This window comes from Oceanicola sp. S124 (genome assembly GCF_000220565.1).
In the GTDB taxonomy this organism is placed as follows: Bacteria; Pseudomonadota; Alphaproteobacteria; order Rhodobacterales; family Rhodobacteraceae; genus Pseudooceanicola.
The window spans coordinates 16,728-30,738 of sequence record NZ_AFPM01000072.1; the positions used below are offsets into that span (position 1 = coordinate 16,728).

At 66.6% G+C, this 14,011-nt stretch carries 11 protein-coding genes and 2 pseudogenes; 6 read left to right on the plus strand and 7 right to left on the minus strand.

The window, feature by feature from the left end; all coding sequences use genetic code 11:
• Nucleotides 1-258: 258 nt before the first annotated feature.
• Nucleotides 259-963 (minus strand): DUF1028 domain-containing protein, encoded by a 705-nt coding sequence (locus OS124_RS0105875; protein WP_010138466.1) that lies wholly within the window; start codon nt 961-963, stop codon nt 259-261.
• Nucleotides 964-1,066: 103 nt separating this feature from the next.
• On the opposite strand from OS124_RS0105875, the gene OS124_RS0105880 reads away from it, so the two are divergent.
• The 4 genes from OS124_RS0105880 (at nt 1,067) to OS124_RS0105895 (ending at nt 6,669) form a co-directional block, all read left to right on the plus strand.
• Nucleotides 1,067-2,647, plus strand: coding sequence for an ABC transporter substrate-binding protein (locus OS124_RS0105880; RefSeq protein WP_010138468.1), 1,581 nt, complete (start codon nt 1,067-1,069; stop codon nt 2,645-2,647).
• A gap of 194 nt (nt 2,648-2,841) precedes the next feature.
• Nucleotides 2,842-3,789, plus strand: coding sequence for an ABC transporter permease (locus tag OS124_RS0105885; protein WP_010138470.1), 948 nt, complete (start codon nt 2,842-2,844; stop codon nt 3,787-3,789).
• Between the two features lie 10 nt (nt 3,790-3,799).
• Complete coding sequence (locus OS124_RS0105890) at nt 3,800-5,683, plus strand: dipeptide/oligopeptide/nickel ABC transporter permease/ATP-binding protein (protein ID WP_010138471.1); 1,884 nt, start codon at nt 3,800-3,802, stop codon at nt 5,681-5,683.
• Nucleotides 5,680-6,669, plus strand: coding sequence for an ABC transporter ATP-binding protein (locus OS124_RS0105895; protein ID WP_010138472.1), 990 nt, complete (start codon nt 5,680-5,682; stop codon nt 6,667-6,669). Before OS124_RS0105890 ends, OS124_RS0105895 begins: the two co-directional genes overlap by 4 nt.
• Here the strand turns inward: OS124_RS0105895 and OS124_RS0105900 are convergent.
• The 4 genes from OS124_RS0105900 to OS124_RS0105915 all read right to left on the minus strand — a co-directional run bounded on the left by OS124_RS0105900 (nt 6,627) and on the right by OS124_RS0105915 (nt 10,925).
• A complete protein-coding gene (locus OS124_RS0105900; RefSeq protein WP_010138473.1) occupies nt 6,627-7,616 on the minus strand; it encodes a LysR family transcriptional regulator in 990 nt (329 codons plus the stop codon). The genes OS124_RS0105895 and OS124_RS0105900 overlap by 43 nt on opposite strands.
• 15 nt (nt 7,617-7,631) lie before the next feature.
• Complete coding sequence (gene phaR, locus OS124_RS0105905; protein WP_010138474.1) at nt 7,632-8,192, minus strand: polyhydroxyalkanoate synthesis repressor PhaR; 561 nt, start codon at nt 8,190-8,192, stop codon at nt 7,632-7,634.
• A gap of 296 nt (nt 8,193-8,488) precedes the next feature.
• The gene (locus tag OS124_RS0105910; protein ID WP_010138475.1) at nt 8,489-8,932 is read right to left on the minus strand and encodes a hypothetical protein; all 444 of its coding nucleotides are present in this window, start codon (nt 8,930-8,932) and stop codon (nt 8,489-8,491) included.
• A gap of 184 nt (nt 8,933-9,116) precedes the next feature.
• Nucleotides 9,117-10,925, minus strand: a complete 1,809-nt coding sequence (locus tag OS124_RS0105915) for a PHA/PHB synthase family protein (RefSeq protein ID WP_010138476.1) — start codon at nt 10,923-10,925, stop codon at nt 9,117-9,119.
• A gap of 162 nt (nt 10,926-11,087) precedes the next feature.
• Here OS124_RS0105915 and phaZ point away from each other — a divergent pair.
• Nucleotides 11,088-12,366 (plus strand): annotated as a pseudogene (gene phaZ / locus OS124_RS23835) (polyhydroxyalkanoate depolymerase).
• Between the two features lie 59 nt (nt 12,367-12,425).
• Here phaZ and OS124_RS0105925 read toward each other — a convergent pair.
• Nucleotides 12,426-12,881, minus strand: coding sequence for a methylated-DNA--[protein]-cysteine S-methyltransferase (locus OS124_RS0105925; protein WP_010138480.1), 456 nt, complete (start codon nt 12,879-12,881; stop codon nt 12,426-12,428).
• Nucleotides 12,882-13,283: 402 nt separating this feature from the next.
• Here OS124_RS0105925 and OS124_RS0105930 point away from each other — a divergent pair, with 402 nt between their 5' ends.
• A complete protein-coding gene (locus OS124_RS0105930) occupies nt 13,284-13,721 on the plus strand; it encodes a hypothetical protein (protein ID WP_010138481.1) in 438 nt (145 codons plus the stop codon).
• 34 nt (nt 13,722-13,755) lie between these two features.
• Here OS124_RS0105930 and OS124_RS23840 read toward each other — a convergent pair.
• A pseudogene (locus OS124_RS23840) lies at nt 13,756-14,011 on the minus strand (hypothetical protein); the annotation flags it as partial.

Below are 14,011 nucleotides of genomic sequence, written 5' to 3' on the forward strand. Positions count from 1 at the left end.
CCCATGCCAGCCCCCCGCCTCTGCGGGGAACGCCTGCGGCGGGCGTATTTCGGGCCTGGTGATGATGTGGGGCAGGGCCCGGAAGGGCACCCTACTTTCCCTGCGGGAGCGTGCCACGCCCTTCATGGAGAACGCGCCTGCCTCGATGTCACTTCTCCCCCTGCATCATCACCAGGCTGAAAATACTTCCGGGGTGAATTGAGCCCACAAGGGCTCAAGAGGGGGCGGCGCCCCCTCCCTTGGGATCAGCCGGGTGGATCACTCGGGCTGAGGCGCGCCGTCGAGGCGACGGAAATCCTCCTCTGTCGGAGCCCGGAAAGGTGCCTCTTTCGTGGGCACCAGATCGGCCCATTCCGCATAGAGGCCGGTGGTCGCGCGCTTGTGCAGCGCGGCGAGGTCCGACAGGGGCGATTCGGAATGATCGATGCGCAGGCTCAGCGGCGCCATGTCCGGCCCGAGGCAGAGCAGGGCCGCAGACAGCAGCCCGCGACTGTCCGATCCCGCTGCCTCGCCCGCGCGCAGGGCCGCCAGCAGGCGGTCTGCCATAGACCCTCGTGCCGCCTCGTAGGCCGCGAGCGCCGCATCCAGAACCGCTTCCGAGGTCAGCATATTGCCCGAGACGACAATCCCCGCTGCCATGCGCGCGGCGCAGGCAGGCACCGAGGCTGCGCCGGTGAAGGCGCCCGTTCCGCCCGTGGGATCCAGTGCGGCAAGCTGCCGGTGGGCCTTTCCGCTGTCCGGTGCGGTTACCTCTCGGATCGCCGCGCTGGCCGAGATGCCGCGCTCCATTGCCTCCAGCACCGCCTCGCCCCAGAGGGTCGAGGGCGCCGTGCCCTGGCTGGCCGACATGCCCGCACAGAGCCGCCCCCGCAGCACCCAGCCTCCGACACAGAGCGAGCCCGTCGCAGCCGCCCCGCCGATCCTGCCTGTTTCCGCGTCACGGACGAGTATCGAAAAGGTCATGGTCGCTCCTGTCGTTCCTTGCCTCTTGAATTTATCATGAAAATTTGACTGACTGCAATTTATCATGATCAATAAAGGCCGCTTTGCAGAGGAGAGGCGCGAGATGAAACAGGGAATGCTCAACTGGACCCGTCGCGGGGTCCTTGCTGCCGGCACCGCGCTTGGTCTGGCGCTGTCGATGGGGCCGGCTGCGGCACAGACGCCGCCCGGCGTGCTGATCGTCGGCCAGATCGCCGAGCCAAAGGCGCTCGACCCGGCTGCCGTGACCGCCGTGAACGACTTCCGCATCCTGATGAACGTCTATGACGGTCTGGTGCGCTACAAGTCCGGCACGCTGGAGGTCGAACCGGCCCTGGCCGAAAGCTGGGAGATCAGCGAGGACGGCACCACCTATACCTTCAAGCTGCGTGAAGGCGTGACCTTCCACGATGGCTCGGCCTTCGATGCCGAGGCGGTGAAGTTCAACTTCGACCGGATGCTGAAGGAAGATCACCCCTTCCACGACACCGGCCCCTTCCCGCTGGCCTTCTTCTTCTCGTCCGTTGAAGAGGTGACCGTGATCGACCCGCTGACGGTGGAGTTCCAGCTGAACGCCCCCTATGCGCCCTTCCTGTCGAACCTGGCCTATCCCACCGGTCTGATCGTCTCGCCCGCCGCGGTCGAGGAATATGGCGCCGACTATGGCCGTCATCCCTCGGGCACCGGGCCCTTCACCTTCGCCGAGTGGGAGTCCAACACCCACGTGATCCTCAACGCCAATGGCGATTACTGGGACGGCGCGCCAGAGCTGGAGACGGTGGTCTTCCGCCCGATCACCGATGCCAACACCCGCACCGCCGAGATGCTGGCCGGTGGCATCGACCTGATGGTCGAAGTGCCCCCCGTCGCGCTGTCGGAATTCGAGGGCGATGACTTCACCGTGGTCGAGCAGGCGGGCCCGCACGTCTGGTTCCTGATCCTCAACGCCAAGGACGGCCCCTTCGCCGAGAAGGCCGTGCGCCAGGCCGCCAACTACGCCGTCAACAAGACCGCGCTGGTCGAGAACGTGCTGGAAGGCACCGCCGAGGTTGCCGCAGGCCCGACGCCGCCCGCCTTCGCCTGGGCCTACAACGAGGCGCTGGAGCCCTATCCCTACGACCCCGAGAAGGCGAAGGCCCTGCTGGCCGAGGCCGGGATGGAGGCGCCCGAGGTGACCTTCTTCGTCACTGAAGGCGGCTCGGGCATGCTGGATCCCGTCGCCATGGGCACCGCGATCCAGGCGGACCTGGAAGCGGTCGGCTTTGACGTCACCATCGAGACCTACGAGTGGAACACCTTCCTTGGCGAAGTGAACCCCGGTCTGGAAGGCAAGGCCGACATGGCCGAGATGGCCTGGATGACCAACGATCCCGACACGCTGCCCTACCTCGCGCTGCGTACCGATGCCTGGCCCGACAAGGGCGGCTTCAACTCGGGCTACTACTCGAACCCCGAGGTGGACGAGCTGCTGGAGAAGGCGCGCGTCTCGACCAGCCAGGACGAACGCGCCAGCCTCTACCAGGAGATGCAGGCCATCGTTCAGGAGGACGCCCCCTGGGTCTTCGTGGCGAACTGGAAGCAGAACGCCGTGACCTCCTCGGCGGTCGAGGACTTCGCGCTTGAGCCCTCGTTCTTCCTGCTGCTGAGGGACGTGGTGAAGAACTGACCCTCGGGTCCTGACATCCGGGGCGGAAGGTGGGTTCGCACCCACCCTACGCCCCTTGCGGGCGGCGGGCGACGCATCCGCCGTCCTTCATATCCCGGGGGCAAGGCGGGCAGCCGCGTAGGGTGGATGCCAATCCACCTTTGGCCCTACCATCCGCCCCAAGACCCCCGACCGGACCCCAGCGGAGGCAAGGCATGACCGGCTATATCCTCAAACGTCTCCTCTCGGCGGTGCCCGTCCTGCTGGGCATCACGGTGATCGTCTTCCTGATCATGGCGCTGATCCCGGGAGATCCGGCGCTGGCGATCCTAGGTGCCTATGCCACGCCCGAGAACGTCGCAAAGATCAACCGCGACCTCGGCCTCGATGCGCCGCTGGTCGCGCGCTATTTCATCTGGCTCGGCAACATGCTGACCGGGGACTTCGGCACCTCCTTCAGCCTCAACCGCCCCGTCATCGACGAGGTGCTGGACCGTTTCTCTGCCACGCTGCTGCTGGCGGGCACCTCCTTCCTGCTCTGCACCCTGCTGGGCATCGCGGCAGGCGTCATCAGCGCCGCGAAGCAATACGGCTGGGCGGACAAGGGCATCACCTTCGCGGTGCTTCTCGGGATCTCGATTCCGTCCTTCTTCCTCGGCATGATGATGATCCTGATCTTCGCGGTCGAGCTGCGCTGGTTCCCGGTCTCGGGCATGAAGATGGCTTATGGCGGCGGCGGATTCGCCGATGTGGCCAATCACCTGGTGATGCCTGCCTTCGCCCTCGCCGTGGTCGCCACCGGCGTGGTCGCGCGCCTGTCGCGCTCGGCCATGCTGGAGGTGCTGCGTCAGGACTTCATCCGCACCGCCCGCGCCAAGGGCGTGCGCGAGGGCCGTGTGGTCTGGGGCCATGCCCTGCGCGCCGCCATGGTCGGCATCATCCCCGTTCTGGGCATCCAGGCGGGCTTCGTGCTGTCGGGCGCGGTCTATATCGAGATGGTCTTCCAGTGGCCCGGCGTCGGCCGGATGCTGGTCGATGCCATCCTCAAGCGTGACATTCTACTGGTGCAGGGTGGGGTGGTCTTCGTCGCCGCCTGCTACGTGCTCTTCAACATCGCGGTCGACGTGGCGCAAAGCCTGCTCGACCCCCGCATCAAGACCTGAGGAGGCGCCCGTGCAATTCCTGACCCTCCTCATGCGCAACCGCCTCGCCGCAGCCGGGGGCATCGTGCTGTCCCTCGTCGTGCTGCTGGCGCTGGTCACGCCGCTGCTGCCTCTGGCCAACCCGGATGTGACAGATACCGCCAACCGCTTCCTCATGCCGGGCGCGCAGGGCCACCTGCTGGGCACCGACCATCTGGGCCGCGACCTGCTGGCGCGGCTGCTGCACGGCACCCGCCTGTCCCTTGCGGTCGGCTTCGCCGCGGCCTTCTTCGCCGCCTTCTTCGGCGCCGCCATCGGTATCATCGCGGGCTATTTCGGCGGGCGCACGGACAACCTGATCATGCGCGGCGTCGACATGCTGATGGCCTTTCCCTACATCCTGCTGGCGCTGGCCATCGTCGCGGCCCTCGGCCCCGGCCTGACCAATGCGCTGATCGCGGTGGCCGCCGTGAACATCCCCTTCTTCGCCCGCAACATCCGCGGCGTCACCGTCGGCCTCGCGCACAAGGAGTTCGTCGACGCCGCCCGCCTTGCCGGCCTCGGCCACACCCGCATCATCCTGACCGAGATCCTGCCCAACGTGATCCCGGTCATCGTCATCGCCATGTCCACCACCATCGGGTGGATGATCCTCGAAACCGCGGGCCTCAGCTTCCTCGGCCTCGGCTCTCAGCCGCCGCAGGCGGATCTGGGCTCCATGCTGGGCGAGGCGCGCGGCGCGCTGATCACCAACCCCCATACCTCCATCGTGCCGGGCGCGATGATCCTGGTCATCGTCATGGGCATCAACCTGCTGGGCGACGGGGTGCGCGACGCGCTGGATCCGCGCCTGCGCTCGGGGGCGCTGACCCGGCCGATGCCGGCGACACGGGTCGAGCGCAAGGGCACGATCCCGGATCAGGGCGACGGCGAGGCGGTGCTGAGCCTGCGCCAGCTGCAGACCCAGTTCCACGTCAAAAACCGCATCTACAAGGCCGTCGGCGGCGTCGATCTGAAGGTCGCGCCGGGCGAATGCCTGGGCGTGATCGGCGAAAGCGGATCGGGCAAATCGGTCACGGCGCTGTCGGTCATGGGGCTGGTCGCCTCGCCCCCCGGCGTGATCACCGGCGGCGCGGTCTACTTCCAGGGCGAAGACCTTGTCGGCGCGCCATATGAACACCTGCGCAGTCTGCGCGGCGACAAGGTGGCCTATATCTTCCAGGACCCGCTGGCGACGCTGCATCCGCTCTACAAGGTCGGCGACCAGCTGATCGAGGCGATCCGGGTGCATCATCCCGTCGGCCGCTCCGAGGCCCGCGCGCGGGCCGTGGCCCTGCTGAAGCAGGTGCGCATCCCCAATGCCGAAAGCCGCATCGACAGCTACCCACACGAGATGTCGGGCGGCATGCGCCAGCGCGTCGGCATCGCCATGGCGCTGGCCAATGACCCCGAGGTGATCATCGCGGACGAGCCGACAACGGCGCTGGACGTGACCGTGCAGGCGCAGATCCTGTCGCTGCTGGACGAGCTGCGCCGCGAGCGCGGGCTGGCCATCGTCTTCATCACCCATGACTTCGGCGTGGTCGCCCAGCTCTGCGACCGTGTTGCGGTCATGTACGCCGGACGTATCGTCGAGACCGGCCCGACCGAGGCGGTCCTGAACGCGCCCGCACATCCCTATACATCGCGTCTCATCGCCTGCGTGCCCGAGCTGGGCGGCGGGCGACGGCGGCTGGAGGCCATCCCGGGTCTACCCCCGGCAGTCGACCGGCTGGAGCCTGGCTGCGCCTTTGCGCCCCGCTGCCTGAAGGCCTCCGCAGCCTGCCGCGAGGGCGATATCGCGCTGGAAGGTCCCGGTATGCGGGCGGTGCGCTGCATCCACCCCGAGGCCGAGCTGGAGGAGGGCGTGGCATGAGCACGGTTCTGAAACTCGACGGGCTCACGAAAAGCTTCCCGGTCGGCAAACGCCTGCTGGGCAAGCCGCGCGGCGTGGTGCATGCGGTGCAGCCGGTGGACCTTGAGGTGCAGCAGGGCGAAACCCTTGGCATCGTGGGCGAATCCGGCTGCGGCAAGTCCACGCTGGCGCGGATGCTGGTCGGCCTGCTGCCACCTACCGGAGGCAGCATCGAGATCAACGGCGCGCCGCTCGACAACGCTGATCCGGCGGAGTTCGGCAAGAAGATCCAGTATGTCTTCCAGGATCCGATCTCTTCGCTGAACCCGCGCAAGACCATCCGCCAGGTCATGGAAGCCCCGCTGAAGCGCCTGCACGGGATGACCCGGGCCGCGCGCGACAAGCGCATCGCCGAGATCTTCGCCTCGGTGAACCTGCGTGAAGAGTTCCTTGAACGCTACCCGCATGAATTCTCGGGCGGGCAGGCGCAGCGGATCGGCATTGCGCGGGCCCTGGCCGCAGAGGCCAGGATCCTGATCCTGGATGAGCCTGTCTCGGCGCTGGATGTCTCGGTGCAGGCGCAGGTGCTGAACCTGCTGGCCGATCTGAAGGCCGAGCTGGGGCTGACCTACCTGTTCATCAGCCACGATCTGGCGGTGGTCGAGGCGGTGTCGGATCGTGTCGCCGTCCTCTATTTCGGCTCGGTGGTCGAGGTCGGGCGGGCCGAGGACATCTTCCGCGCGCCCCGCCACCCCTATACGAAACTGCTGGCCAATTCCGCGCCGGTCGTGGGCCGCGCGCTGACCGCGCCAGAGGGGCGTGAGACGGAACTGCCGGACCCGCTCAACCCGCCCTCGGGCTGTGCCTTCCGGGCGCGCTGTCCTCATGCGACGGAGCTTTGCGCGCGGGAGGTGCCGCAGCTGTCGGGCGAGGACCACCGCGCGGCCTGTCATCACCCGCTGGATCAGTCCGGCGCGATCGAGACCGAGGTCTCCAGCCAGGGATAGTCCTCGGGCCGGGCGTCGCGGGCGATGTCGCGCAGCAGGCTGCGCAGCTCGCTGGCGATCTGTGCCGGGACAGTGCCCAGGATCTCCTTGCGCGCAGTCAGCACGATGCGGCGCGAGAGCGGCGCGAAGGGCAGGGGATGGATGTCGAGCTGCGGCATCAGGCGGCGGGCGCGCAGCAGCGCCAGCGGCGGCAGGATGGTCCAGCCCGCACCCGCGCAGACCAGCGCCAGGATGGCGTGGTAGCTGTCCAGCTCGAAGCGGTGATCCAGCCGCAGGTTCTGCTGCGCGAGGTGGGTCGAGATCAGCCGCCCCATGTAATGGCGCGTGGTATACTGGATCATCGTCTGCGCCTTGAGCTGCTCCAACAGGTCGCGCCCCGGGTCGATGCGGCCCTTGCCGATGGCGACGATGAAACCCTCGCGCAGCACGTCATGCACCTCGGCCCAGTCCTCGGGTGCGCCCATCTCGGCGGCGATGACCACGTCCAGCGCCTGGGCGTCCAGCTGGTCATGCAGGTAATGCGAGGCGCCGGTTTCCAGCAGGAAACGGCAGCCGGTCAGGTCACGGGCGAGACGGGTCAGCAAGCCGGGCGTGACGTCGGCCTCGAAGTCCTCGATCACGCCCAGGCGCAATCGGGTCAACGCGGGGGTGTCGTCGCTGACCAGCATTTCCGCCCGGGCCTGGGCGGCCTCGGTCAGGATCGCCTCGGCGCGGCGTCGGAAGGCCTCTCCGGCGCGGGTCAGGGCGACGGGCCGCGACTGTCGCATCAGCAGCGTGCGGCCCAGGGCGGTTTCCAGATTGGTCAGCTGCTGGGACACCGCCGAGGGGCTGGCGCCAAGGCGCCGCGCCGCAGCAGAGATGGAACGCTCCTCGGCGGTGGCAACGAAGACCTCGATCCCCCAGAGCGTGATGCGCCCGGGCGAGGCGGCGTCGGTTCTGTCCGCCATGGAACGGGCTCCGGGTCAGCTCAGCTTGGACAGCTTCTTCTGCAGTTCTGCCAGCTGCGCCTTGATCTGTTCCAGATCATCGCCGCCAGAGGCGGGGGCGTCCTTGCCCTCGGGCGCGGGGCCGGACCAGCTGTTGCCGAAGCCCGAGGTCATCGCCTTCAGGAAGGCGGCCTGCTGGGCCTGCATGGCCTCGATGCCGGGCATGTTGGCCATCATCGGGTTCACCTTTTCAAGGTTCTCCATCATCTTCGACTGCCCGTCCCGGAGCATCTCGAAGGAGGCCGCGAGGAACTGCGGCACGACGGAGCCCGCCGAGGTGGAATAGGTCCGCACGAGGTCGGTCAGCACGTTCAGCGGCAGGACGTTCTCGCCCCGGCTCTCATGCTCGGCGATGATCTGCAGCAGGTATTGCCGGGTCAGGTCGTCGCCCGATTTTAGGTCGACGATCTGCACTTCGCGGCCTTCGCGGATGAAGCCCGCGATATCCTCGAGCGTCACGTAGTCACTGGTCTCGGTATTGTAGAGACGCCGCGAGGCGTAGCGCTTGATGAGAAGCGGAGAGTCACTGTCTGCCACCGGAATTCCTCCCCCGTTTATGCAGCGTTGCAGCAAAGCCTAGAGCACTGTTTGGCAAAAAGAAAGCACTGTCGCGACCGGATGTCGCGGCGCCTTCGAGGCAATGAAACGGGTGTGGTGTGGCCATTTGCGCAGGAAGGCGAATAGCGCAGGATCGCAAATGGCGCGATGAACCGGAGGGCGCAGCAGGGAAACAGGTGGCAAAGAAACAGGGCGGGCCCGTGAGGACCCGCCCTTCTTCATCGCGTCCCCAAAGGGGAGGAGCACAGGGGACGCAAATTCCCTTGGGAGGGAGATTACTTCGCAGCGGCCTTCTTGGCGGCGGCGGTGGCGTCCTTGGTGGCCTTCTGCACGGCGGCAGAGGCTTCCTCGGTCATGTCCTTGCCGGCCGCCATCATCAGCTCGACGGTGTCGGCCTGGACCTTCTTCGCGATCTCGGCGAAGGCGGCCATGTGCTCGGCCGACATCTCGGCGCAGGCAGAGGCGAAATCGGTCATCGACTTGGCATAGTCGGCCGGTTCTGCCTTGGCCTTGGACATTTCCGCCAGCTTGGTCAGCGTGTCCTTGGTCCACTTGGTCGACAGGTCGGTCGACTTGGCGGCGGCGTCGATCGCCACGGCAGAGAGCTTTTCGCCCAGGGTGGCCTGGGTCTTGAAAGCGTCTTCCATCGCCGAGGTGTCGACCGGGAATGCGCCCATGAAGTCCTTCATGATCGCGGTGTAGTCCTGGGTCTTCGCCATTAGTCCATCCTCTTCTGGTTTGGGACCATGTGCAGGCCCCGTCGTTCAATCTTGAGAAGAGTATGCATGCTGCAGTGCAGCAAATCAAGTTTTTTCTGCACTGCAGCAAGTCCCGGCGGATGCGTATGCTTTAACCAATGCTGCCAGATACTTGGGCAGCCCGGAAACCCGCTCGGGCCGGGGATCAGAGGGGCAGGGGGGCCGAGACATAAGTACCGGGTGCGTCGCAAAGCGCGGGATGAGTCGAATCTCCCGGCTGGCGGGCCGGCACCATCTTGCCCGATTTCTTCGCCAGCCAGGCTTCCCAGCGGGGCCACCAGGAGCCGGGCGTGAACTCCGCCCCCTCGATGAAGGCCTCTGCCGTGTCGGGCAGGGCGGCGTTGGTGTAGTGGCCGTACTTCTTCTTGGAGGGCGGATTGACGATCCCGGCGATATGGCCCGATTGCGAGACGATGAAGGTCCGGTCCTTGGCGCCGGTCTGCAGGAAGCCGCGGTAGGCGGCGCGCCAGGCGGCGATGTGGTCGGTCTCGCAGGTGATGGCGCAGAGCGGCACGGACACCTCGTCGATCTTCAGCACCTCGCCGCAGATCTCGATGCCCTCGCCGACGAACCGGTTGTTCTGGCAAAGCTCGCGCAGGTATTGCACGGCCATGGCGGCGGGCAGGTTGGTGCCGTCGCCGTTCCAGTAGAGCAGGTCGAAGGCGGGGGGCTGTTCGCCCATCATGTAGCTGCGGATCGCCGGGCGATAGACCAGGTCATTGGCGCGCAGGAACGAGAAGGTCCGCGCCATGATGGCGCTGCGCAGGATGCCGGCGGTCTGCACCTCGGCCTCTATGGCATCGACGAAATCGTCCTGCAGGAAGGGGGTGAAATCCCCCTGGTCCGAGAAATCGGTCAGCGTGGTGAAGAAGGTCGCCGACTTCACCGAGCGGTCGCCGCGTTTCTTCATCAGCGCCAGCGCAAGGTGCAGCGTGGTGCCGCCGATGCAGTAGCCGATGGCGTTGACCTGCTTCAGCGCGGTGATCTGCTTGACCTGCTCGATGGCGGCGATGAACCCGTCCTGCACGTAGTCGTCCAGGCTGATGTCGCGATAGGCGGCATCTGGGTTGACCCAGGAGACGACGAACAGCGTGTAGCCCTGGTCGACCACCCAGCGGATGAACGAGTTCTGCTCCTTCAGGTCGAGGATGTAGAACTTGTTGATCCAGGGCGGGAAGATGACCAGCGGCGTGGAATGCACCTGCTCGGTCGTCGGACTGTACTGGATCAGCTCCAGCAGGTGATTGCGCCAGACCACCTTGCCCGGTGCCGTGGCAACGTTCTGGCCCAGGTGGAAGGCCGAGCCGTCGGCCAGCCGCACCAGCATCTCGCCGCCATTGGCTTCCAGGTCGCGGACAAGGTTCTCAAGCCCCTGCACCAGGCTCTCACCGTCGGTTTCCAGCGCGCGTTCCAGCGCATCGGGGTTGGTTGCCAGAAAATTGGTCGGCGCCATCATGTCGGCGATCTGGCCAGTGAAATAGCGCAGCCGGGCCTTCTCGGTGTCGGACATGCCCTCGACATCCTCGACCGCCTTGGCCATGGCATCGGTGTTCAGCTGGTACTGCTGCTTGACGTAGTTGAAATAGGGGTGGGTCTTCCACAGCGGGTTGGTAAAGCGTGGATCCTCGGGGCCGTGATCCTCGGGCGCCTGCAGCTTGCCCTTGGCAAGCGCCTCCTGCGCCTCGAGGAAATGGGTCACCGACTTGCCCCAGTAGTCCAGCTGGTGCTCGAAGATGCGGGCCGGGTTCTGCATCATCTCGGCCCAGTAGGCCCCGGCGGCCTGGGCAAACAGCGCCGGCGTCGGCCCCTGCAGTCCGGGCGGCGTCGCGTGCCGTTCCTTCAACGCCTGGATGAACCGCTGCGACAGCTCCTCTACCCGGGCCAGATTTGCCTTAAGCTTTTCGAGGTTTTCCTGACCGGATTCCCCCGCGTCAGAGGTATCTTGTATTGTCATGTAAACGATTCCCCCCTATTTTCTGCTCTGCAGCATGAGCCGCCGTGACCGCCGGTGACCCCGGTGCGAGAGGTCCAGATCTGGCCTTGTCAGAGCCGCGCTGCCCGGAAGACCCCGTGGACGGAGACAAACCGGGCCCTGCCCCGCGAGAAGGAGATACCGATGCGCTTCATGGCAAGCTACGACCTTATGGAGACCGTACGCAATACCCAGCAGTGGATGGGCTCTTCTGCGCTGAGTTTCGCGTCCTATCCGGCCTTCGCGCTCGTGCCGAACCCGATGCTGACCATGATGGCCGCCTGGGGCGAGGTTACGGAACGGGCTTACAAGCGCATGGTCGCCAAGCCTGACTGGGGGATCTACAGCGTGCCCTGCAAGGACGGGCGCGACCATATGGTCAGCATTGCCAAGGTGGTGGAACGGCCCTTCGGCGACCTGATCCACTTCGAGGTCCAGGGCCGCGAGGAGAAGCCCCGCAAGGTGCTGCTGGTGGCGCCGATGTCCGGTCATTACGCGACGCTCCTGCGCTCGACGGTCGTGTCCCTGCTGCCCGACTGCGAAGTCTACATCACCGACTGGCACAATGCCCGCGACATTCCCGTCAGCGAAGGCAAGTTCGATGTCGAGGACTACACCCTCTACCTTGTCGATTTCATGAAGGAGCTGGGGCCGGACGTGAACGTCATCGCGGTCTGCCAGCCGGCGCCGCTGACCCTGGCCGCCACCGCCTACCTGGCCGAGATCTTCCCCGAGGCGCAGCCGCGCACCCTGACCCTGATCGGCGGCCCCATCGACCCCGATGCGACCCCGACCGAGGTCACCGGATTTCGGCCACAGCGTCTCCATGGGCCAGCTGGAGCAGCTGATGATCCAGCGCGTCGGCGCCAAGTACAAGGGCATCGGTCGCCGGGTCTATCCGGGGCTGCTGCAGCTGACCTCCTTCATCTCGATGAACCTGGAAACCCATGCCCAGGCCTTCACCGACCAGATCATGCGCGTCGCCCGCGGCGAGGCCGGTGACCACGACCGCCACAACCGCTTCTATGACGAATACCTGGCGGTGATGGACATGACGGCGGAGTTCTACCTCTCGACTGTCGAGCGGATCTTCAAGAACTCCGAGATCGCCTCGAATACCTTCACCATCAACGGTCACCCGGTCGATATCGGCAAGATCACCAATGTCGCGGTGAAGACCGTCGAGGGCGAGAAGGACGATATCTCGGCCCCCGGCCAATGCGTCGCGGCGCTGGATCTCTGCACCGGGGTGCCGGACAAGATGAAGTCGCAGCACCTCGAACCGGGCGCGGGCCACTACGGCATCTTCGCCGGCTCGTCCTGGCGCAACAACATCCGCCCGCTGGTGCTCGAGTTCATCGACGAGAACGCCGGTGACGAGGGTCGCAAACCCAAGGGCGGGGCCAAGCTGGCCGCCGTCTGATCCCCGCGCGGGATCCTGATGATCCGGCCCCGGCGCAGCGCCTGCGTCCGGGGAGCGGGTCAGATCAGCAGCGAGGCCGCGCCCTCGTGCTTCAGCAGCCAGACCTTGGTTTCCACCCCGCCTTCGCCCGAAAAGCCGCCCAGCCCGGTGGCTGCCAGGATGCGGTGGCAGGGTACGATGACCGGTATCGGGTTGCCGCCGCAGCCCTGTCCAACGGCCTGCGCCGGGGCCGAAAGCGTGCGGGCCAGATCGCCGTAGGTGCGCGTTTCGCCGAAGGGGATGGCCGCGATCTCGGTGCAGATCCGGCGCTGGAAGTCTCCGCCCGCGATCCGAAGCGGCAGGTCGAAGCTGCGGCGCCGGCCGTCGAAATATTCCGCCAACTGGTCGATCCCCCGGCGCAGAAGCTCCGTAGGCGCCTCGGGGCCGAGGTCGCGCCAGGAGGCGCGGGTGATCGCACCGTTGTCTTCCAGCAGCCAGAAACGGCCTGTCGGGGTGTCGAGGGACATGCAGGGCATGGCTCAGCCTAGCAGGGAAACCGCGCGGTGGTAGCCGAAAAGCGGCCGCCATGATCCGTCAGAGAGACCGGCCAGGTGTACGGATCATCGCAGGGTCGGGCAGGGGCCCACGTGCAGAAGGCTGGCGGACGGAAAGTGCTGCCTGCGCGCCGGGAACCTCGCCGGGACGCAAGGCGGTGGTAATCTCCGGGCGCCACTCTGGGCATGGCCTCTCTGCGCCGCCCCCCCTTCGCCCCGCCCCCCTGTCGGTCGGGGCACGGGACACCGCCCGGGACGTAGAAGCAACGAGACCCAGGCCGGAAAGGCCGACGCCGGGACGATGACGGATCGGAAGCTGTCCCGAAGCACGCAAACCAGACCATGGTCCAACGCCGGACCAGGCTGCACAGGAAGGAGCGCGCCATGCTGGAACTGCCGACACAGGCCCGCCCGCTCTTTGCGCCGGAGCTGCGCCACAACCCGGCCGAGCCCGAGGTGGCCGAGGCCCCTCATCAGCGCCCCCCGACCGAAGAGCGACCTCTGCCCGAACCCGCCGGGGCCCGGGAAGGGGATCTGCAACCGTCGCCGCTGCCCGACCCGGCGCCGGTGGCCGAGGCAGAGAAGGACGGCACGCCGCAGGAGGAAGGCGGGACCGTGCCGGTTGTGACGCGGGGGGATGGGAGCAGCGCCGCATCGGCATCGCCGCCTTCGCGGCTGGACGCGATGAGCCTGTTTCAGGGCATGCTGGCCGAGGCCACCCGGTCAGGCGCCAATGTCCCCGGCACCTCGATGCATATCTACGCGCTGGTGCGTCAGCTGTCGCAGCTGGTGGTCCAGAACGAGATGGAGCTGGCCGCCTGACAACGCCGACGTACCGGGAGTGTCCGAGGGGGCCTCAGGACCCGTCGGCGTCGCTGACTGAAAGGATGGCCGTATCCTCATCTGGCAGGATGAACCCGTTGATCGGATAGACGCTGCCATAGGCGCCGGGATAGGTCTCCACACGCACGCGGCTCCAGTCGTTGTCCTTCGAGACGTCGATGACCGACATGCCGAGGGAAACCTCGTTGCGGTGCCAGTTGGCGTGATCGATACGGATCTTGCGGTCACCGTCCACATTCGAAACCACCCCGACGTGGCCAAGCGGCATG